We start from the raw sequence: 21,526 nt of genomic DNA, 5'->3' as shown, positions 1-21,526 counted from the left end.
ACTTGGCAACAATTTGTCGACTGATTCTAGGCGAGCGCTATGCTTGCCCGAATCGCTTGATGACGTGTCATCCTCCGGGACTTTCCGGGGCATCAAAGAAATGATCGCGCGCGGCATGCTGTCGTCGTCGCGCGCAATGCCTTACGGCAGCGACAATCAACATCTTCTCGCTGGCCGAGGAACGTTCAAACAAAGGAAGAGGCTATGGTTCAAGTTCGCAAACTGGTGTTAGCAATAGCGGCCGCCTCGGCGCTGTCCTCCGGTATGGCGCATGCCCTCGGGCTCGGGGAGCTGACCCTGAAGTCGACCCTGAACCAGCCGCTGGTGGCGGAAATCGAGCTGCTCGATGTCAAGGATCTGACCGCTGCCGAAGTGGTGCCGAGCCTGGCTTCGCCGGAAGATTTCGCCAAGGCCGGCGTCGATCGCCAGGCCTTCCTCAATGATCTGACCTTCACTCCGGTGCTCAACGCCAGCGGCAAAAGCGTGCTTCGCGTAACGTCGAGCAAGCCGCTGTCGGAACCGATGGTGAAATTCCTCGTGCAGGTGATGTGGCCGAACGGCCGTCTGCTGCGTGACTACAGCGTGCTGCTGGATCCGTCGAAGTTCTCGCCGCAGACCGCCGATGCCGCCGCCCAGCCTGCGCCGGCGCAAACCATCACCGCACCGACCACCGGTGCCACGCATTCGACCCACACCACCACGCCGCGCGACACCCTGTGGGAAATCGCCGCCAAGGCGCGCACCGGCGGTTCGGTGCAGCAGACTATGCTGGCGATCCAGGCCTTGAATCCGGACGCGTTCATCGGCGGCAACATCAACCGCCTGAAAACCGGTCAGGTGCTGCGTCTGCCGGATCAGGTGCAAAGCACCGCGCTGCCGCAGTCCAAAGCGATTGCCGAAGTAGCCGCGCAGAACGAAGCCTGGCGTCAGGGTCGTCGTTATGTGGCCAAGCCGGGCACCGGTCAGCAGCAGCTCGATGCGACCAATCGTGGCCGCACCAATACCGGTGCTGCGCAAAACGCCAAGGACAACCTGAGCCTGGTGTCCGCCGAAAGCGCCAAGGCGCGTGGCAAGGGTCCGGCCGGCGATGCCAAGGCCCTGAGCAACAAATTGGCGGTCACTCAGGAAAGTCTCGATACCACCCGTCGTGACAACGAAGAACTGAAAAGCCGCATGTCCGATCTGCAAAGCCAGCTGGACAAGCTGCAACGCCTGATCGAGCTGAAAAACAATCAACTGGCGAAAATGCAGGCCGAAGGTTCGGGCGCTGCTCCCGCGACCTCCGCCACTGCGCCAGTGGTGCCGGCGATCACCGCGGAACTGGCTGCCACGCCGCCGGCTACTCCGGCAGAGGCGGCCCCGGCCGCACCTGCGCCTGAGGCTGCTGCTCCGGCCCCGGTCGAGCCGGTTGTCGAGCCTGTAGTTGAAACCAAGCCGGCCGCCGATGACGAGAAAACCTTCAACGAACTGCTGACCAATCCGATCCTGCTGGGTCTGGTCGGTGGCGGTGCAGTGGTTCTGCTGCTCCTGCTGTTGCTGCTGGCGCGTCGCCGCAAGGCGCAACAGGAAGCGGAAAAGCATCTGCGCATGGCCCGGGCACTGGAAGAGCAATCGTTCTCTCCTGAGCTTGATCTGCCGGAAAGCAGCTTCGAAGGGCTGGAAGTACCGGCAGCAAGCGTCAAGCTGACTCCAGCTCCAGCTCCAGCTCCAGCGCCTGCCGCCGCTGCTGCTGTAGTTGCGCCAGTGGTGATGGCCGAACCGATCGCTGCGCCGTTGGTGGCGCCGGCCGCCGAGCGCTCCGACGACGTGCTGGACAAGGCGCAGTCGCACATCGACGGCGGTCGTCTGAATCAAGCCGCTGCGTTGCTGGAAGAGGGCGTCAGCCTGGAGCCGCAGCGCAGCGATCTGCGTCTGAAGCTGATGGAAGTCTATGGTCGCCAGGGTGATCGCGATGCGTTCGTCGGTCAGGAGCGCCAACTGGTTGCCAACGGCGACAACTTCGCCAAGGTCGAAGAACTGAAAAGCCGCTTCCCGGCCATGGCGGTCGTTGCGGCCAGCGGTCTGGCGGCAGCGGCCATTGCAGCCGAGCTGGACGAGGATTACGTCAAGGAGCTGCTGCTTGACGAGCCAGAAGTGCCTGCTGCTGCGCCACTGGATGATGATCTGGACAGCGCTTTCGACCTGAGTCTGGATGACCTCGACAACATCACACCGGTGGAGCCTGTTGCACCTGTGGCGGCTGTCGAGCCAGAAGCGCTGGTCGAGCTGGACGAATTCCCGGCTGATGACGACCTGAGCTTCGAGTCGGTGCTGCAACAGCAGACCGAGATCAAGGAAAACCTCGACGACCTGTCGGACTTCGACCTGGATCTGGACCTCGGTGCCGATCCTGCGCTTGCGCCGGTCGAGTTGGCAGACGATGATTTCCTGCTGGATCTGGACGAAGGCGTGAAGGATCTGCCGCTGGTCGAAACCCCAACTGTCGCCGACGTGCCGCAGGATGACCTGGAGCTGCCAGCCGATTTCGACCTGTCCCTGGCTGACGAAATGGACGCGGCGCCTGCCGAGCCGGATGCGTTCGCCGCCGAACTGGACGACGTCAACGCCGAGCTGGATCGTCTGTCGAGCAGCATCAACGAGCCAAGCTTCACCGAAGCTGATGCTGCGTTGGGCGATGATCTGGGAGAGGATGACTTCGACTTCCTGTCCGGCACTGACGAAGCCGCTACCAAGCTCGATCTGGCTCAGGCCTACATCGATATGGGCGACAACGACGGTGCGCGCGACATCCTCAATGAAGTCATCAGCGAGGGGAGCGACAAGCAGAAGAGCGAAGCGAGCGAAATGCTTTCGCATCTGGCCTGAGTCGGCATTGAGCGGTAAACAAAACGGCAGCCCATGAGGCTGCCGTTTTTGTTTGGGTCTGGTTTCCCCGTCCCGCCGCCTTATAATGCCCGCCTTTGTAGATCAGCAGGCTGTACCGACTTGGCAAACATAGATAACCCGGCCGCCGAAATGGCACCCGAAGGCTTTTTCCGCGTCGCGCTGGGCGTTGAATACAAGGGCTCGCGCTACAGCGGCTGGCAGCGCCAGTCCACCGGTGTGCTCACCGTGCAGGAAACCCTGGAAAAAGCCCTGTCGAAGGTCGCCGACTCGCCGATCTCGCTGCAATGTGCCGGGCGCACCGACGCCGGTGTGCATGCCTGCGGGCAGGTGGTGCATTTCGATACCCAGGTCGACCGTTCGCTGAAAGCCTGGGTCATGGGCGCCAACATCAATCTGCCCCACGACATCAGCGTCAGTTGGGCGAAGGTCATGCCGGCGCATTTCCATGCGCGATTCAAGGCGATTGCCCGGCGCTATCGCTACGTGATCTACAACGATCAGATCCGCCCGGCGCATCTCAATGAAGAAATCACCTGGAATCACCGTCCGCTGGACGTCGAGCGCATGGCTGCGGCCGCACAGTACCTGATCGGTACCCATGATTTCAGTGCGTTCCGTGCCGGCCAGTGCCAGGCCAAGTCGCCGATCAAGAAGATGCATCACCTGCGCGTGACCCGTCACGGCAAAATGATCGTTCTGGATATCCGCGCCAACGCGTTCCTGCATCACATGGTGCGCAACATCGCCGGCGTGCTGATGACCATCGGTGCCGGCGAGCGGCCGGTGGAGTGGATGAAAGAAGTGCTGGAGAGTCGCGAGCGGCGTTCCGGCGGGGTCACGGCGCATCCGTTCGGCCTGTATCTGGTACAGGTCGAGTACCACGACGAGTTCCCGCTGCCCGAGCGTTTCATCGGGCCACATTTCCTTACGGGTTTCTCGGAACTTGACGGCTGACGCCCTCGAACGCATTTGTTACCATCCGGGACTTTCTCGGATTTGCCTTGGGGTTTTTATCGACATGTCAGCCGTTCGCAGCAAGATTTGCGGGATTACCCGCATGGAAGATGCGTTGGCAGCCGTCGAGGCCGGGGCCGATGCCATCGGTTTTGTGTTCTACGCTAAAAGTCCCCGGGCGGTTACCGTGCAGCAGGCGCGGGCGATCATCGCCGCATTGCCGCCGTTCGTGACCACGGTCGGGCTGTTCGTCAATGCCAGCCGCTGCGAGCTCGGGGAAATCCTCGATGCCGTGCCGCTGGATCTGTTGCAGTTTCACGGCGACGAGACCGCCGCCGAGTGTGAAGGCTGGCACCGGCCGTACATCAAGGCCTTGCGGGTCAAGGCGGGCGATGACATTGCCGCCGCCTGCAATGCCTACCCGAGCGCCAGCGGCGTGCTGCTCGACACTTATGTCGAAGGCGTGCCCGGCGGAACCGGCGAGGCGTTTGACTGGTCATTGATTCCGCAAGGCTTGAGCAAACCGTTGATTCTGGCCGGTGGTCTGACACCGGAAAACGTCGCCGATGCGATTGCCCGGGTGCGGCCGTATGCCGTGGATGTCAGCGGCGGGGTAGAGGCGAGCAAGGGCATCAAGGATCACGCAAAGATTCGTGCATTCATCAACGCCGTACGCTGATGTGACGGCTGGCAGACTGCCGCCGTCCACAGCTCTGTAGAAAAGAGGCTGAGGGTCTTTTCGGGGTGTACGCAGGTCAGTTCCGCTGACCCGGCAGTCCGGACGATCATCGCCACACATGAATTTAGCTGAAGGGCATACGCGGGGCCGCGAACCAGAGCGTTCGGGCCGCCGGTACTGGAGAAAGAAAGCATGAGCAACTGGTTGGTAGACAAGCTGATCCCTTCGATCATGCGTTCCGAGGTCAAGAAGAGCTCGGTCCCTGAAGGTCTGTGGCACAAATGCCCGTCCTGCGAGGCTGTGCTGTATCGTCCGGAGCTGGAAAAGACCCTGGACGTTTGCCCTAAATGCAACCACCACATGCGCATCGGCGCACGTGCGCGCATCGACATTTTCCTGGACGCCGAAGGCCGTGCCGAACTGGGCGCTGACCTGGAGCCGGTTGACCGTTTGAAGTTCCGCGACGGCAAGAAGTACAAGGACCGTCTGGTCGCTGCCCAGAAGCAGACCGGCGAGAAAGACGCACTGGTTTCCATGAGCGGCACCCTGTTGGGCATGCCTGTCGTGGTTTCGGCGTTCGAATTCAGCTTCATGGGCGGTTCCATGGGTGCCATCGTCGGTGAGCGCTTCGTGCGCGCCGCCAACTACGCGCTGGAAAACCGATGCCCGATGGTCTGCTTCTCCGCCTCCGGTGGCGCGCGCATGCAGGAAGCCCTGATCTCGCTGATGCAGATGGCCAAGACCTCGGCCGTATTGGCGCGTCTGCGTGAAGAAGGCATTCCGTTCATCTCCGTGCTGACCGACCCGGTCTACGGTGGTGTTTCCGCCAGTCTGGCGATGCTGGGTGACGTGATCGTCGGCGAGCCTAAAGCCCTGATCGGCTTCGCCGGTCCACGCGTGATCGAGCAGACCGTGCGCGAAAAACTGCCGGAAGGCTTCCAGCGCAGCGAGTTCCTGCTGGAGCACGGCGCCATCGACCTGATCATCGACCGTCGCGAACTGCGTCCGCGTCTGGGCAATCTGCTGGCGCAACTGACTGGTCAGCCTACGCCGACATTTGTCGCTGCTCCTGTTGAGCCGATCGTCGTTCCGCCGGTGCCTGCCAACGTATGACCGAGCGCACCCTTGGCGAGTGGCTCGCCTACCTTGAACAGTTGCATCCATCGGCCATCGACATGGGGCTGGAGCGTTCGCAACAGGTAGCGTCCCGCATGGGACTGGGCCAGCCGGCGCCTCGGGTGATTACGGTCACTGGCACCAACGGCAAAGGTTCGACCTGCGCTTTCGTGGCTTCGCTGCTGCGGGCGCAGGGCCTGAACGTCGGTGTGTACAATTCTCCGCACCTGCTGCGTTACAACGAGCGGGTGCAGCTCAATGGTGTCGAAGCCACTGATGCGCAGCTATGCGAAGCCTTCGCGGCGGTCGAGGCGGGGCGCGGCGACACTTCCCTGACTTACTTCGAAATGGGCACCCTGGCAGCGTTCTGGCTGTTTCAACAGGCCGGGCTCGACGCGGTGGTGCTGGAAGTCGGCCTGGGCGGGCGTCTGGACACGGTCAACGTGGTCGACGCCGATATCGCGCTGGTCACCAGCATCGGTGTCGATCATGCCGACTACCTGGGCAATACCCGCGAATCTGTGGCCTTCGAGAAGGCCGGGATTTTCCGTCAGGGCAAACCTGCGCTGTGCGGCGATCTGAATCCTCCACAACCCCTGCTGGACAAGGTGCGCGAGCTTGCTTGCCCGTTTTTCCTGCGCGGGCGTGATTTCGATCTGGGTATCACGGATCAATTCTGGCAGTGGCGCGGCACCGATGCTGACGGTCAGGTCGTCGAGCTGCGCGATTTACCGCTGCTCGATCTGCCGATGGAGAACGCTGCGCTGGCGTTGCAGGCTTATCTGCTGCTCGGTTTGCCATGGGATGCCGGGCAGATTGTTGCGGCGTTGCAGGCGACGCGCGTGGTCGGCCGCCTTGATCGTCGCTCGTTCGAATGGAACGGCAAGCGCTTGAACCTGCTGCTGGATGTTGGCCATAACCCGCATGCGGCGGAGTATCTGGCGCGACGTCTGGCTGCGCGTCCGCCAGTCGGCAAGCGTCTGGCGGTGTTCGGCCTGTTGGCGGACAAGGATCTGGACGGTGTCATCGATGAACTGAATGCCAGCGTCCAGCATTGGGCGGTGGCGCCGCTGGATTCGCCACGTGCGCGTCCGGTGGCTGAATTGAATGCTGCACTGCAGAACCTTGGCGCATCGGTCACGTCTTATGACAGTGTGGCGGCTGCGCTGGAAGGACAGTGTGCAGTGGCCACCAGTGACGACGAGATCTTGCTGTTCGGATCATTTTATTGTGTCGCCGAGGCCCTCGAATGGCTGTCTCGGCGCTCCACGGAGGAAGCAGCAAATGGCTTTGCTGGATAAAGCGTACAAGCAGCGTATGGTCGGTGCCCTGGTGCTGGTGGCGCTGGCGGTGATTTTCCTGCCGATGCTGTTTTCCCGTCAGGATGAGCAGCGTCAGGTGACCGTCGATGCGCCGGCTGCACCGCAGGCGCCTGCCGTGGCGCAGATCCAGATGGAAACCGTGGCCGTGCCCGAGCCGCAGGTTCTGCCGCAAGAGCCAGTGCCGAGCGATGACGAAGTCGCCGAGCAAGCAGCGCCGATTGCTTCCGCCGCGCCGGCCCCGGCTCCGGCGCCGGTAGCCAAACCGGTTGCACCGGCGCCTGCTCCAGCTCCCGTGGCCAAGCCAACCACAGCCCCGGCCCAGCCGATCGCTGCGCTGTCTGCCAAACCGGATACCACTCAAAGCCGCGTAGATGCCAATGGCCTGTCGGTGAGCTGGTCGGTGCAACTGGCCAGTCTGTCGAGTCGCGCCAGCGCCGAAAGCCTGCAGAAAACCCTGCGCAGTCAGGGCTACAACGCTTACATCCGTTCCGCCGATGGCAAAAATCGGGTGTTCGTCGGCCCGCTGATCGAGCGCGCCGAAGCCGATCGTCTGCGTGATCTTTTGAGCCGCCAGCAGAACCTCAAGGGGTTTGTGGTGCGCTTCCAGCCCGAGCGTGGCTGAAATCTATCGCCCCGATTGAAATGCACTGACATTCGCAGCTTACCGACAGCCCTGCGCTCTGCTAAAATGCGCCGCCTTATCCGTCTGTAGGCTGCACTGTGCCATTTACCTGGGTTGACTGGGCGATCGTTGCAATCATCGCCATCTCCGCTTTGATCAGTTTGAGCCGCGGCTTCGTCAAAGAAGCATTGTCGCTGGTGACCTGGATCATCGCAGGAGCCGTTGCCTGGATGTTCGGTGGCTCACTGTCCGAGTACCTCGCCGGATACATTCAAACACCGTCGGCTCGTGTGATCACGGGCTGTGCCATCATGTTTGTCGCCACACTGATCGTGGGCGCAATGATCAATTATCTTATCGGCGAGTTGGTTCGCGTCACCGGGTTGTCCGGGACCGATCGATTCCTCGGCATGGCCTTCGGCGCTGCGCGTGGCGTGTTGCTGGTGGTCGTGGCGGTCGGGCTGTTGAGCCTGGGGCCGGTACAGCAGGACGAGTGGTGGAAAGAATCACAGCTCGTGCCAAGGTTTCTATTGGTCGCAGACTGGTCCAAAAACCTGATTCTCGGGTGGAGCAGTCAGTGGCTTGCCAGCGGAATCAGCGTACCCGCTGATATTCCGTTCAAGGAGCAACTCTTGCCGTCGGCCAAAACGCCTCAGTGAGTGTTGTTCAGTTCAGATCCATTAAGTAGGGGTTGCGTCGCATGTGTGGCATCGTCGGTATCGTCGGTAAGTCGAACGTCAATCAGGCGCTGTATGACGCGCTAACCGTGCTCCAGCACCGCGGCCAGGACGCTGCCGGTATCGTGACCAGCCATGATGGCCGGTTGTTCTTGCGCAAGGACAATGGCCTGGTACGTGACGTGTTTCAACAGCGTCACATGCAGCGCCTGGTCGGCCACATGGGTATCGGTCACGTCCGTTACCCGACCGCTGGCAGCTCGACCTCGGCCGAAGCCCAGCCGTTTTACGTCAACTCGCCTTACGGCATCACCCTGGCGCACAACGGTAACCTGACCAACGTTGAACAGTTGGCCAAAGAGATCTACGAATCCGATCTGCGTCACGTCAACACCAGCTCCGACTCAGAAGTGTTGCTCAACGTGTTCGCCCATGAGCTGGCCCAGCGCGGCAAGCTGCAACCGACCGAAGAAGACGTGTTTGCCGCCGTGACCGACGTGCACAATCGTTGCGTCGGTGGTTACGCCGTCGTGGCGATGGTGACCGGTTACGGCATCGTCGGTTTCCGTGATCCGCACGGCATCCGCCCGATCGTGTTCGGCCAGCGTCACACCGACGAAGGCGTCGAGTACATGATCGCCTCCGAAAGCGTTTCGCTCGACGTGCTCGGCTTCACCCTGATCCGCGATCTGGCGCCGGGCGAAGCGGTCTACATCACCGAAGACGGCAAGCTGCACACCCGTCAGTGTGCGACCAACCCGTCCCTGACCCCGTGCATCTTCGAACACGTCTACCTGGCGCGTCCGGACTCGATCATCGACGGCGTGTCGGTCTACAAGGCCCGTCTGCGCATGGGTGAGAAGCTGGCCGAGAAGATCCTGCGCGAGCGTCCAGAGCACGACATCGACGTGGTCATCCCGATCCCGGACACCAGCCGTACTGCCGCGCTGGAACTGGCCAACCATCTGGGCGTGAAATTCCGCGAAGGCTTCGTCAAGAACCGTTACATCGGCCGTACCTTCATCATGCCCGGCCAGGCCGCGCGCAAGAAATCGGTACGCCAGAAGCTCAACGCCATCGAGCTGGAATTCCGCGGCAAGAACGTGATGCTGGTGGACGACTCGATCGTGCGCGGCACCACCTGCAAGCAGATCATCCAGATGGCCCGCGAAGCCGGCGCGAAAAACGTCTACTTCTGCTCGGCGGCTCCGGCTGTTCGCTTCCCGAACGTGTACGGCATCGACATGCCGAGCGCGCACGAGTTGATCGCGCACAATCGTTCGACTCAGGATGTCGCTGATCTGATCGGCGCAGACTGGCTGATCTATCAGGACCTGCCTGACTTGATCGAAGCGGTCGGCGGCGGCAAGATCAAGATCGAAAACTTCGATTGCGCAGTGTTTGACGGCAAGTACGTCACCGGCGACGTCGACGAGGCTTACCTGAACAAGATCGAACAGGCACGCAACGATGCCTCGAAGGTCAAGACCCAGGCGGTCAGTGCGATCATCGATCTGTACAACAACTGAGTTTCAACCGGCCCTTAGGGGCCGGTTTTGTATCTGGCAAAAGACTTTTATTTATCGAGAACAGGGCAAGGAGTGACAGCATGAGTCAGGAATGGGATGCCGGTCGGCTGGACAGCGACCTCGAAGGCGTAGCGTTCGATACCCTGGCCGTACGTGCCGGTCAGCACCGTACGCCGGAAGGCGAGCACGGTGATCCGATGTTCTTCACTTCCAGCTACGTGTTCCGTACCGCCGCTGACGCGGCTGCGCGGTTTGCCGGGGAAGTGCCGGGCAATGTTTACTCGCGCTACACCAACCCGACCGTGCGCGCGTTCGAAGAGCGCATCGCGGCGCTGGAAAGCGCCGAGCAGGCTGTGGCTACGGCGACCGGCATGGCCGCGATCATGGCGGTGGTGATGAGCCTGTGCAGCGCCGGCGATCATGTGCTGGTGTCGCGCAGCGTGTTCGGCTCGACCATCAGCCTGTTCGAGAAGTACTTCAAGCGTTTTGGCGTGGAAGTCGACTATGTGCCGCTGGCCGATCTGTCGGCCTGGGACGCAGCGATCAAGTCCAACACCAAATTGCTGTTCGTCGAGTCGCCGTCCAATCCGTTGGCTGAGCTGGTGGATATCACCGCGCTGTCGGAAATCGCGCACGCCAAAGGTGCGATGCTTGTAGTAGACAACTGCTTCTGCACGCCTGCCTTGCAGCAGCCGCTGAAGCTGGGCGCGGACATCGTTGTGCATTCGGCCACCAAGTTCATCGATGGCCAGGGCCGTTGCATGGGCGGCGTGGTTGCCGGTCGCAGCGAGCAGATGAAAGAAATCGTCGGTTTCCTGCGTACCGCCGGGCCAACCTTGAGCCCGTTCAACGCCTGGATCTTCCTCAAGGGTCTGGAAACCCTGAATCTGCGGATGAAGGCGCACTGTGCCAACGCCCAGCAACTGGCCGAGTGGCTGGAGCAGCAGGACGGCATCGAGAAGGTGCATTACGCCGGTCTCAAGAGCCATCCGCAGCACGAACTGGCTCAACGGCAGCAGAAAGGCTTCGGCGCGGTGGTGAGCTTTGAGGTGAAGGGCGGCAAAGAGGGCGCCTGGCGCTTTATCGATGCGACCCGTTTGATCTCGATCACCGCCAACCTGGGTGACAGCAAAACCACCATCACCCACCCGAGCACTACGTCCCACGGTCGTCTGGCGCCGCAGGAGCGTGAGGCTGCAGGCATTCGTGACAGCCTGATCCGCATCGCGGTCGGTCTGGAAGACGTCGCTGACCTGCAAGCCGACCTGTCGCGCGGTTTGGCGGCGTTGTGATCGAGTTGTCTACGCCAAAGATCGGCACCCATGGCCGCGTTGCATTGGTCACGGGTGCCGCGCGCGGGATCGGTCTGGGCATCGCAGCGTGGCTGATCAGCGAAGGCTGGCAGGTGGTGTTGACGGATCTGGACCGCACGCGGGGTTCGAAAGTGGCGAAGGTGCTGGGCGAGAACGCCTGGTTCATCGCCATGGACGTCGCGGATGAAAACCAGGTGGCGCTGGGCGTTGCGGAGGTGCTGGGGCAGTTCGGTCGTCTGGATGCGTTGGTATGCAACGCTGCCGTGGCCGATCCGCACAACATCACCCTGGAAAGCCTCGATCTGGCTTACTGGAATCGGGTGCTGGCGGTGAATCTCGGTGGGCCGATGTTGCTGGCCAAGCACTGCGCGCCGTATCTGCGTGCGCACAATGGGGCGATCGTCAATCTGGCCTCGACCCGTGCGGCGCAGTCGGAACCTGATACGGAAGCCTATGCGGCGAGCAAGGGTGGTTTGCTGGCGTTGACTCACGCGCTGGCGATCAGTCTCGGGCCGGAGATTCGCGTCAATGCGGTCAGTCCTGGCTGGATCGATGCGCGGGATCCATCCGCTCGGCGTGCAGAGCCGCTGACCGACACCGATCATGCCCAGCATCCGGCGGGCAGGGTAGGGACGGTCGAGGATGTTGCGGCGATGGTGGCGTGGTTGCTGTCGAAGAATGCGGGGTTTGTGACGGGGCAGGAATTCGTGGTCGATGGCGGCATGACCAAGAAGATGATTTATACGGAATGAAGCAATTTCGTCTTTTTTAGAAAAACTTCAATCCTGCTATTGACTTAGGTTCGCTACCTGCGTAAATTTCGCGGCCTCGGAGATGCAAACGGGTGATTAGCTCAGCTGGGAGAGCGTCTGCCTTACAAGCAGAATGTCGGCGGTTCGATCCCGTCATCACCCACCACTCCCGAGATACTTGCGTAAGCAAGAACGTAGGCTGAAAGTGCCTGCACCGACGCGCAGCGGTAGTTCAGTCGGTTAGAATACCGGCCTGTCACGCCGGGGGTCGCGGGTTCGAGTCCCGTCCGCTGCGCCATATTTAACGAGTCAGACATTGTCTGGTTCGCGATTGAAAAGCACCGAAGCTTTCCAGTCAAACGAGTTACTTGAGCGTCAGCTCAAAGCGATACGCAGCGGTAGTTCAGTCGGTTAGAATACCGGCCTGTCACGCCGGGGGTCGCGGGTTCGAGTCCCGTCCGCTGCGCCATATCTGTTTCAAGGACCACTGAACGCCTTGAAACACCGAAAGCAACCTCTGGTTGATTCGGCTTCGATAGCAAAGACCCTGGTCGAAAGACCGGGGTTTTTTGTGTCTGAAATTTGACCTTTTCCAAATTCCTCCTTTGTAGTCGGCGACGAACGCAGTCGTGGCTCGTTCGGTGCCGCCTGGCCATTTCTCCTGCGTCCATGGGTCGCTGCGATGCGATGCCGCATTGATTTTTGATTATTTAGTCAGGTTTTTGTAACTGGTTGTTTGCTGCGAGCGCAGAAACCTTTAAAGTTAACCTTTCGGTCAGCTTTGCACTGTCGTCACGCCCTTTGTTTAGCCAAAAAGGGCTTCTGCAAGACTCGAGATTCCCAGTAGATGACCAGAAGGGCGGATCCATAACCGCCCAGAGGATGATCCATGTCCAACCGTGAAATATCCCGGCGCTCGTTCCTTCAGGGCGGGCTGGTGGCGGGTGTGAGCGTTACGCTCACGCCGCTCAGCAGTCAGGCGCTCGGTGCCTTGATGGAAAACAGCGTGACCGTGCCGTCCGAGCAGTGGCTCGGCAACAACGGCAAGGCGCGCCAGCGTAACGATGCCTTGTCCAAGGTCTGCGGCAGCAAGGTGTTTGCCCGCGACATCCGTTCCAAGGACATGCCGGGCTGGCCCCAGCAGCAAGGCCACGCCATGTTGCTGAAAACCATCAAGGCAGACCGCATCTATGACGGGTACGACCTGTCGTGGCTCGGCGCCGATCTGCAGCCTGACCGTATCGTTACCGCCGCCGACCTGGACAAGGACGGCATCGTGTTCCCTGAAGAGCACGCGCCGGATCCGCTGTTGCCGGAAGGCAAGGTGCCGATGTTCATCGGTCACCCGGTTGCGATCCTGATCTGGAACGACTTCGAGCGTTTCCGCCAGGCCAAGAACAAACTCAAATTCAATGACAAAGCGATTCGTTACGGTGCGCAAGTACCGTTCTACGAAGGCGATCCCTATGGCAGCTTCCGTTACGTGCGCGTCGGTGGCCCGACCTCGGCGGACGAAGACGAGTTCGCCAGCCTCAAGGATTCGATCCTGTTTCCGATGCTGAAGAACCGTCGCCCGGTGTGGAATTCCCAACCGAACCTGCACGGCAACCTGACCGAGCGCGGCCTGTTCTACGCCGACCGCATGAAAAAAGAGATCGATACCCCGCCGGACAACTGGCTGGTGTTCGACGAGCGCTACAAAACCCCGTCGATCGAACCGGCCGCCATGGAGCCGGACAACGGCAACGGCTGGTACGACCCGGCGTCCAAGACCCTGCATTTCGTCGTCGCCACCCAATGTCCGCTGGAAACCGCCACCGAGACCGCGAAGATGATCGGGCCGTCGCGTTTCGGCTTGGCGAACCTGAACATGCACCCGGGTTACACCGTCGGTTACGGTTCCAAGGACCACAACATTTTCGTTTACTACGCGGCCCTGGCGGCGTTGTATGGCGCTGGTGTGCCGATTCGCCTGGCCAACGACCGCTACGAGCAGTTCCAGAGCGGTATCAAGCGCCACCCGTTCGACATTCGCTACCAGTTGGCAGTGGACAAGACCGATCACAGCTTCAAGATTTTCCGTGCCGAGATGAGCGTCGATGGTGGCGGCCGGATCAACTACAGCCCGTCGGTGGCCGCTGTTGGCGCCACTGCGGCGCAGTCGATCTACTACATGCCGCAGAACGACCTGCAGGTCACCGCTTACCATTCCCGCGCCGTTGAGGCGGGTTCGATGCGCGGCTACGGCACGCTGCAGAGCATGGCCTCCACCGAAATGATGGTCGACGAAATCGCCGATCGCCTTGGTGTCGACGCCATTGATCTGCGCCGCAAGAACGCTCTGCGTTCGGGGATGAAAAACACCCAGGGCGCGATCCCGGCCGGTGCGTTGCGCCTGCACGAGATTCTCGACAAGGCTTCGCTGCACGAAGTCTGGAAGAACCGCGACGCGATCAAGAAACAGCGTGAAGCAGCAGACCCGGACAACTGGTATGGCGTGGGTTTCGCCATTTGCCAGAAAGACTTCGGCACCGGTTCCGAAGCGCCGATGGCCAGCATCGAGTTCACCGCTGACGGGCGCATTTCCCTGCGTCACATCGGCATCGAGATCGGCACCGGCATGTCCACCTCGCAAGCGTTGGTGGTGGCTGATTTCCTCGGCAGCGCGGCTCATGACGTGAAGACCGGCGAAACCGAGTGGGATGAGATGCAGCTGGTGACCGCCGGCAACCCTTACATCATGAGCCAGGCCGAGCAGGACAACTTCCTGCGTAACCCGCGTTGGGTCGGCAAGCTTGCTTCCGCGTCGTCCGCGACCAACTCTGCCTACTACTTCAGCCACGCCACCCGTGAAGCGGCGCGCGTGCTGTTCAACCACGGTCTGTGGCCGGCAGCGCTGGAGATCTGGCGTCAGGGTCCGTACGGCGGCCAGGCCAATCCTTACGTGGTGCGTCGCGAAGATGCGCATTGGGTTGACGGCAAACTGACCGCCAACGGCATGCAGCCACTGACTTTCGAAGAGCTGGCCAAGCGTGCGCACGAGCGCGGTCTGGTCACTGGCGCCACGGTTCATGGTTTCAACCGCTGGAGCTGGGCAGAAGCCGAATACAGCATCGACGGCGTGCGCGAGCGTCTGCCGCTCGACGGTCTGGCGGTGAAATACGGTGACGGCGCCCCTAAGGCGAAGAAAGCGCAGATGACCAGCGCCGGTTTTCATCTGCTGGATCGGCAGAACATCGCCTACCCGGTGGTTCAATTGAACAACGCCGCGGTGACCTACTACAGCCCGGTCGCAACGCTGGTCGAGTTGAAGGTCAACAAAGGTTCGGCAGAAGTCGAAGTGCTCAACCATCACTCGTGGCTGGAATGCGGCCGGGTGCTGGTTGAAGAACTGGTTCGTGGCCAGCTCGAAGGCGGGATCGCCATGGGCATCGGTCACGCCTTGATGGAAGAGATGCCGTTGTACGAAGGCGGGCCGGGGGAGGGCGACTGGAACTTCAACCGTTATCGCCTGCCGATGGCGCGCCATGTGGCGGTGTGGAAGCAGACGTCGGAAATCCTGCCGCCGCTGTCCCCGAGCGACCCGTCCAAAGGCATCGCCGAAGTGGTGATGATCCCGGTGGTCGGTGCCATCGGTAACGCCGTGGCCCACGCCATCGGTAAACGTGTTCGCGATCTGCCAATCACTGCTGCGCGCATCAAGGAGGCCCTCAATGGCTAACCGTCCGCTTCAACTGACCCTCAACGGTCAATCCGTCGGCCCGGTGGACATCCCTGATGACCTGCCGATGATCGATTACCTGCACGAATACAAGAACCTTACCGGTTCGCGCCTGGGCTGCGGCCAGGGCATTTGCCACGCCTGCGTGGTGATCGTCGACAACCCGGACGGCACCAGCGAAGAAGTGCGCACCTGCATCACCGGCGCACATTACTTCGAAGGCAAGAAAGTCCGCACCATCGAAGGCCACGCCAAGCGCGACGAGCAGGGACAGGTCACCGAGCTGAACCCGATCCAGCAGCGTTTCGTCGACGAATTCGCCTTCCAGTGTAGCTACTGCGCACCGGGCTTCGTCAACGCCGCGACCGTGCTGGTGGAAAAGCTGCAACGCCAGCCGATCGTTAAAAGCAAACTGGAACAAGTCATCGAGGACAGCCTCGGCCATCACGTCTGCCGTTGCACCGGGTACGTGCGTTACTACAACGCCACCCGCAACGTGCTGACCGATCTCGGCCTGGTCAAGGAGGGTTAAGCATGAAGCAACTACTGACCCGCCTGACCCTGGCGGTCGGACTGGCTGCGCCTGTGTTGGCGGTGCACGCGGATGATCAGGTCAAGCGCGGCGAATACCTCGCTCGTGCGGCCGACTGCATGGCGTGCCACACGGCGCCCGGCGGCGCGCCGTTTGCTGGCGGCCTGCCGATCGTGTCGCCGTTCGGCACGATCTACGGCACCAACATCACTCCAAGCAAAGAGCACGGCATCGGTTTGTACAACGACGACGAGTTTTTCGCTGCGCTGACTGAAGGCAAGCGTCGCGACGGCGCCAACCTGTACCCGGCGATGCCGTACACCTCGTATCACTTGATGCCGCGTGCGGATTCGGATGCGATTCATGCGTATCTGAAAACCATCGAGCCAATCGAGCGTGCCGCACCGGTGACCAGCCTGAGCTTCCCGTTCAACGTACGTCCGGGCTTGATCGGCTGGAACATGATGTACGGCAAAGCCTTGAAGCTCGAATCTGCCGAAGGCAAAAGCGAGGCCTGGAAGCGCGGTCAGTACATGGTCGAAGTGCTGGGCCACTGCGGCGAATGCCATACGCCACGCGGCCTGCCGGGCGCGATGCAGTTGGACAAACGCCTGACCGGCGGCATCCTCAACGGCTATCTGGCACCGAGCCTGCTGGCGACGGACCTGGCGGCGCGCGGCTGGAACCATCAGGACCTGAGCACGTTCCTCAAGCACGGCATGAGCGCCCAGGGCACGATGTTCAACGAGATGTTCCCGGTGTTCCACAACAGCACCCAGGGTCTGAATGATCCGGATCTGGCGGCGATGGCGACTTTCCTGCTGGGCGACAAGCCTCCGGCGGCGAAAGAACTGACCGACGTGCCGGTGGAAAAACTCAGTGCCAGCGCTCAACGCGGCCGTCAGGAATATTTGAACGTCTGCGCCGGCTGTCACGCGGCCGGTGGCGAGGGCAAGCCGCACATCGCGGTGGCCATGCGCGGCAACACCACGCTGCGCCTGGAAGACCCGCGCAACCTGTTGCGAGTGATCGAGGATGGCATCGGCGAACAGAAATTCGCCGGGTTCGAACACATGCAGCCCATGCCGGGTTTTGCCGACAAGCTCAGTGCCGAACAACTGACCGATCTGCTGAACTACCTGCGTCAGGGTTGGGGTGGTCAGTCGGCTGAACTGGCGGTGGGCGACGTGCAGAAGCTTCAAGCTGACGCCCCGTCCATCGAGCACAAGGCGCACTGATCATGCAGCATCTCGATCTGCAGGTTGTGCGTCGGGCGCTGGAATGGTCGACGGCGGGGCAGCGCATCTGGCTCTGCACCGTGCTGACCACCTACGGCTCGGCGCCGCGCGCGCCGGGTTCACTGCTGGCGGTGAACGACGGCGGACAATGGATCGGGTCGCTGTCCGGTGGTTGCGTCGAGGAAGACTTTCTCGAGCGCGTCGCCGAAGGTGCGTTTCTCGATGCGATCAATGTCGTGCGTTATGGCGAAGGTGACGATCCGCGTTCGCGGGTCAGCCTGCCGTGCGGCGGCATTCTCGATGTGCTGGTAGAGAAATTTGACGCCGGTTGCGATGTGCAGGCGCATCTTCGTGAACTCGAATCGGCGTTGCTGGGTCAGCGTCGGTTGATTCGCGAGGTCGATCTGGCCACGGGCGCGCGTAGCCTGTTTGCCGATCGCGAGCAGGGAGCGCGGATCGAGCGTGAAATCGATCGGGTACGGATTCGCATTGGTGCCGCTCAGCGTTTGTTGTTGGCGGGATATTCCAGTGTGGCGCAGGCCTGTGCGGAGTTCGCGGTCGGTCTCGGTTTCGAAGTGATTCTCTGCGACCCGCGTGACGAGGTGCTGGAAGGCGTGGTGCTCAATGGCGTGGAGATTCGCCGGCAATTGCCGTCGGTGTTTATCGCCGATGGCGGTTGTCACCGTGATACGGCGGTAGTGGCGTTGACCCACGATCCGCGCATCGACGATCTGGCGATGATGGAAGCCGTGCGCACCGAAGCGTTCTACATTGGCGTAATGGGCTCGCAGCAGACGTCGCAGAAGCGCTTCGAGCGTTTGCGTCGGATTGGCGGTCTGGGGGAGAGCGAACTGGCGCGGATTCATGCGCCGATCGGCCTTAACCTGGGCAGCAAGACACCGGCGGAAATCGCTTTGGCAGTGCTCGCGGATATTCTGCGGATTCGCAGCGGGATTGCGCGGGATCAGTTGTGATTTGAGCTGGATGTAAAAAGGGCCGCTATTCAGCGGCCCTTTTTTTCGCTCATCAGAAACCGAGCTTGTCGCGCAATCCGTAGTACCACGCGCCCAGTGCGGCAAACGGTGTGCGCAGCAGTTGCCCGCCGGGGAACGGGTAGTGCGGCAGGTCGGCAAACGCATCGAAGCGCTCGGCCTGGCCTCGCAGCGCTTCGGCCAATACCTTGCCGGCCAGGTGCGTGTAGGTCACGCCGTGGCCGCTGCAACCCTGGGAGTAGTAGATGTTGTCGCCCAGGCGTCCGACCTGAGGCAGGCGCGACAGGGTCAGCAGGAAATTGCCGGTCCAGGCGTAGTCGATCTTCACGTCTTTGAGTTGCGGGAAGGCCTTGAGCATTTTCGGGCGGATAATCGCTTCGATGTTTGCCGGATCCCGCGCGCCATACACCACGCCGCCGCCGAAGATCAGGCGTTTGTCGCCGGTGAGGCGGTAGTAGTCGAGCAGGTAATTGCAGTCTTCGACGCAGTAGTCCTGCGGCAGCAGGGATTTCGCCAGCTCATCGCCCAATGGCTCTGTGGTGATGACCTGAGTGCCGCACGGCATCGATTTGGCCGCCAGTTCCGGCACCAGATTGCCGAGGTAGGCGTTGCCGGCGACGATGATGAATTTGGCTCGGACCTTGCCTTGCGGTGTGTGCACGACCGGGTTGGCGCCGCGTTCGATGCGCACGGCCGGTGACTGTTCATAGATGATGCCGCCCAACGACTCCACGGCGGCAGCTTCGCCCAGCGCCAGATTAAGCGGGTGGATGTGGCCGCCGCTCATGTCGAGCATGCCACCGACATATTGATCACAGGCGACCACTTCGCGGATGCGGCGCTGATCGAGCAGTTCCAGTTGGGTATGGCCGAAGCGTTCCCACAAACGTTTCTGCGATTCCAGATGGCCCATTTGCTTGGCGGTGAGGGCGGCGAATACGCCACCGTCTTTCAGGTCGCACTGAATGTTGTACTTGCTGACGCGCTCGCGAATGATCCGGCCGCCCTCGAACGCCATCTGCCCGAGCAGTTGCGCCTGTTTCGGGCCGACGCTGCGTTCGATGACATCGATGTCGCGGCTGTAGCTGTTGACGATCTGTCCGCCATTGCGTCCCGAAGCACCGAAGCCGACCTTGGCGGCTTCCAGCACGCTCACGCGAAAACCGTTCTCCAACAGGAACAGGGCCGAGGAAATTCCCGTATAACCAGCGCCGATCACACAGACATCCGTCTCCACGTCATCTTGCAGGGCAGGGCGTGGTGGTACGGCGTTGGCCGACGCCGCGTAATAAGACTCTGGGTAAGGGGTGTTCGCCATCCTGCAGCCTCTGTTTAATATATTTTACGAGTCCGGCGATCCTACCCCAGTTGAAAAACCTCCGCCAGCCACCGGGAAATCTTCTTGCGGCAGGTCGAAATTAAATATTTTGCATATTCATAGGGTTAGGTGAAAAAAAGGTGTTGACACCCCTCCGGAATTCCGTAGAATGCCGCCTCACAGCAGGCACGTAGCTCAGTTGGTTAGAGCACCACCTTGACATGGTGGGGGTCGTTGGTTCGAGTCCAATCGCGCCTACCAAACAAAATCCGCTCTGCTGGGCGGTCTGGAAGGGCTCACCGAAAGGTGGGCCCTTTTTTGTTGTCTACGATTTGCAAAACTCTCGCAAGCTCTGGTGACCAATCTTCCGCTTTGTTTGAGGTGGCTACACTTCGGCATATTTGCAGGGGTGTATTCATGAGTCGCCAATTCAGGCGCGCCGGTCCAGGCGATATCGAAAGCCTGTTGAAGATTGATCCTGTCGCTGAAAAAGATTGCGACCGTCGCGAGTACATCGCGAGGGCCGTTAGGGCGGGGGAGTGCTGGGTTGTCTGCGAGACGGACGATCCTGGCGCTCTTCTAGGCTACGGATGTCGGGATCGAAGCTTTTTTGGCGAGTGGTTCATACCTCTGGTGGTCGTCTCCAGTGCAAACAGGCGTTCGGGCGTGGGGCGGCAAATTGTGGCCGGTCTGGAGCATCAAGCCAGTGCTGACAAGATCTTCACGTCGACCAATACGTCCAACTTGCCGATGCGACAGTTGCTGACCAGTCTTGGATATCTGCACAGTGGAACGATGGAGAACCTCGATCCGGGTGATCCCGAGCTCATTTTTGTAAAATTCTTGAGCCAGGCACGTATTGGTCTCGATGGATTTCGATCCGTTCGTCGCTGATCGTTGCGATCGCCCTTTTTAATAGTGTGGATATTTAATGGGTTACGGATTTTATTAACCATCCGGTTATCAAAAATACGTTGTTACATACTGGAAAAATCAGTAATATCCGCCCCGCGTTCACCACCACGGTTTATGCATTTTTAAATCCCAAGCTTCCATCAGCTGCTTGGGATTTTTTTTGCCCGCGATTTGCTTTTCCCGCGCCTCTGCCCATTCTCTCGTCTCGCCCGCTTCTGTTTTAAGGGAAGAGTGACAGGCAACCCCACACTTTTTCGACTACTACTGTTTGGCTGTTTTCAACTCTGCCGGACAGGAGTTCATCGATGCTGGTTCATTGGTTTCTTGCAGCGATTCATTTACTGGCGTTTGCCGTGGGCTTCTGGGCAGTGTTGACGCGTGGGACGGCTTTCAGTCGCCTGGCGTCCGGCTCCGGTGAGGTCGGGCGCGTATTGCTTGCCGACAATCTATGGGGGCTTTCGGCGCTGGTCTTGCTCATCACCGGCGGCATGCGCGCCTTCGGAGGTTATGAGAAGGGAGCCGACTACTATCTGCACCAGCCGCTGTTCCATCTGAAGATGACGCTGTTTGTGCTGATTCTGCTTCTGGAGCTCGTTCCGATGATCACCTTGATCAAGTGGCGCGTGGCCAAGGCGCGCGGCTCTGCCCCTGATACAGGACGTGCGAAGGTATTCGCACGGATCAGTCATGCCGAAGCGCTGCTGTTGATAATGATGGTTGTAGCGGCCACCGGGATGGCGCGTGGCGTCACATTCGGCTAGGCGGGCGAGATTCCTGGCCGCTATTCGGAAATGTCCGACAGCCAGTCCATTGAATGGCGGTTAGTATCGGTTGCGAGAAGGATTGAGGCAGGAAGGGGCGTGGCGCGCGCCGTCACCAAAGAGGTGGGGGAATGGCAATACGGCGCTTGCATCTTTAGCCAGTCATTGCGTGCAGGCAAACGAACTGGCTACTGACTGC

At 60.8% G+C, this 21,526-nt stretch carries 17 protein-coding genes and 4 tRNA genes; 20 read left to right on the top strand and 1 reads right to left on the bottom strand.

Going from position 1 to position 21,526, the window contains the following annotated elements; all coding sequences use genetic code 11:
- Nucleotides 1–204 precede the first annotated feature (204 nt).
- The 17 genes from N8H71_RS14595 to N8H71_RS14515 all read left to right on the top strand — a co-directional run bounded on the left by N8H71_RS14595 (nt 205) and on the right by N8H71_RS14515 (nt 18,315).
- Complete coding sequence (locus tag N8H71_RS14595) at nt 205–2,865, top strand: FimV/HubP family polar landmark protein (RefSeq protein WP_262194524.1); 2,661 nt, start codon at nt 205–207, stop codon at nt 2,863–2,865.
- Between the two features lie 150 nt (nt 2,866–3,015).
- Nucleotides 3,016–3,840 carry a tRNA pseudouridine(38-40) synthase TruA gene (gene truA, locus N8H71_RS14590; RefSeq protein WP_262194574.1) on the top strand — a complete coding sequence of 275 codons (825 nt, stop codon included), beginning with the start codon at nt 3,016–3,018 and terminating at the stop codon, nt 3,838–3,840.
- Nucleotides 3,841–3,904: 64 nt separating this feature from the next.
- Nucleotides 3,905–4,519, top strand: coding sequence for a phosphoribosylanthranilate isomerase (locus N8H71_RS14585; RefSeq protein ID WP_114882109.1), 615 nt, complete (start codon nt 3,905–3,907; stop codon nt 4,517–4,519).
- Nucleotides 4,520–4,711: 192 nt separating this feature from the next.
- Nucleotides 4,712–5,632: an acetyl-CoA carboxylase, carboxyltransferase subunit beta gene (accD, locus tag N8H71_RS14580; protein WP_085689272.1), complete on the top strand. Its 921-nt coding sequence runs from the start codon at nt 4,712–4,714 to the stop codon at nt 5,630–5,632.
- The gene (gene folC, locus N8H71_RS14575; protein WP_262194523.1) at nt 5,629–6,936 is read left to right on the top strand and encodes a bifunctional tetrahydrofolate synthase/dihydrofolate synthase; all 1,308 of its coding nucleotides are present in this window, start codon (nt 5,629–5,631) and stop codon (nt 6,934–6,936) included. The genes accD and folC overlap by 4 nt, the downstream gene beginning before the upstream one ends.
- A complete protein-coding gene (locus tag N8H71_RS14570) occupies nt 6,920–7,579 on the top strand; it encodes an SPOR domain-containing protein (RefSeq protein WP_262194522.1) in 660 nt (219 codons plus the stop codon). The genes folC and N8H71_RS14570 overlap by 17 nt, the downstream gene beginning before the upstream one ends.
- 98 nt (nt 7,580–7,677) lie before the next feature.
- On the top strand, nt 7,678–8,238 hold the full coding sequence (locus N8H71_RS14565) for a CvpA family protein (RefSeq protein WP_085689262.1): 561 nt from the start codon (nt 7,678–7,680) through the stop codon (nt 8,236–8,238).
- Nucleotides 8,239–8,279: 41 nt separating this feature from the next.
- On the top strand, nt 8,280–9,785 hold the full coding sequence (purF, locus tag N8H71_RS14560) for an amidophosphoribosyltransferase (protein WP_007956466.1): 1,506 nt from the start codon (nt 8,280–8,282) through the stop codon (nt 9,783–9,785).
- Nucleotides 9,786–9,865: 80 nt separating this feature from the next.
- Complete coding sequence (locus N8H71_RS14555; RefSeq protein ID WP_064594841.1) at nt 9,866–11,077, top strand: O-succinylhomoserine sulfhydrylase; 1,212 nt, start codon at nt 9,866–9,868, stop codon at nt 11,075–11,077.
- Nucleotides 11,074–11,850, top strand: a complete 777-nt coding sequence (locus N8H71_RS14550; RefSeq protein ID WP_262194521.1) for an SDR family oxidoreductase — start codon at nt 11,074–11,076, stop codon at nt 11,848–11,850. Before N8H71_RS14555 ends, N8H71_RS14550 begins: the two co-directional genes overlap by 4 nt.
- A gap of 90 nt (nt 11,851–11,940) precedes the next feature.
- Nucleotides 11,941–12,016 (top strand) — tRNA-Val (locus tag N8H71_RS14545).
- A gap of 55 nt (nt 12,017–12,071) precedes the next feature.
- A tRNA-Asp gene (locus N8H71_RS14540) sits at nt 12,072–12,148 on the top strand.
- Nucleotides 12,149–12,242: 94 nt separating this feature from the next.
- Nucleotides 12,243–12,319: transfer RNA gene (locus N8H71_RS14535), tRNA-Asp, on the top strand.
- A gap of 420 nt (nt 12,320–12,739) precedes the next feature.
- Complete coding sequence (locus tag N8H71_RS14530) at nt 12,740–15,571, top strand: xanthine dehydrogenase family protein molybdopterin-binding subunit (RefSeq protein WP_262194520.1); 2,832 nt, start codon at nt 12,740–12,742, stop codon at nt 15,569–15,571.
- On the top strand, nt 15,564–16,103 hold the full coding sequence (locus N8H71_RS14525) for a (2Fe-2S)-binding protein (RefSeq protein WP_007956473.1): 540 nt from the start codon (nt 15,564–15,566) through the stop codon (nt 16,101–16,103). Before N8H71_RS14530 ends, N8H71_RS14525 begins: the two co-directional genes overlap by 8 nt.
- A gap of 2 nt (nt 16,104–16,105) precedes the next feature.
- Entirely contained in the window at nt 16,106–17,341 is a 1,236-nt protein-coding gene (locus N8H71_RS14520) for a c-type cytochrome (protein ID WP_262194519.1), read from the top strand.
- 2 nt (nt 17,342–17,343) lie between these two features.
- Complete coding sequence (locus N8H71_RS14515; RefSeq protein WP_201817700.1) at nt 17,344–18,315, top strand: XdhC family protein; 972 nt, start codon at nt 17,344–17,346, stop codon at nt 18,313–18,315.
- Nucleotides 18,316–18,367: 52 nt separating this feature from the next.
- On the opposite strand, the gene N8H71_RS14510 is transcribed toward N8H71_RS14515, so the two are convergent.
- Nucleotides 18,368–19,651 (bottom strand): NAD(P)/FAD-dependent oxidoreductase, encoded by a 1,284-nt coding sequence (locus tag N8H71_RS14510; RefSeq protein WP_262194518.1) that lies wholly within the window; start codon nt 19,649–19,651, stop codon nt 18,368–18,370.
- 184 nt (nt 19,652–19,835) lie between these two features.
- Between N8H71_RS14510 and N8H71_RS14505 the strand changes: the two genes are divergently transcribed.
- From N8H71_RS14505 to N8H71_RS14495, 3 genes are all read left to right on the top strand, one after another.
- A tRNA-Val gene (locus tag N8H71_RS14505) sits at nt 19,836–19,912 on the top strand.
- Between the two features lie 156 nt (nt 19,913–20,068).
- Entirely contained in the window at nt 20,069–20,545 is a 477-nt protein-coding gene (locus N8H71_RS14500) for a GNAT family N-acetyltransferase (protein ID WP_262194517.1), read from the top strand.
- A 326-nt stretch (nt 20,546–20,871) separates the two neighbouring features.
- Nucleotides 20,872–21,327, top strand: a complete 456-nt coding sequence (locus N8H71_RS14495; RefSeq protein WP_262194516.1) for a DUF2214 family protein — start codon at nt 20,872–20,874, stop codon at nt 21,325–21,327.
- Nucleotides 21,328–21,526 lie beyond the last annotated feature (199 nt).

Origin of the sequence: Pseudomonas koreensis, assembly GCF_025447595.1 — a bacterium.
Classification (GTDB): domain Bacteria; phylum Pseudomonadota; class Gammaproteobacteria; order Pseudomonadales; family Pseudomonadaceae; genus Aquipseudomonas; species Aquipseudomonas koreensis_H.
This window is presented reverse-complemented; position numbering and strand designations above follow the sequence as displayed.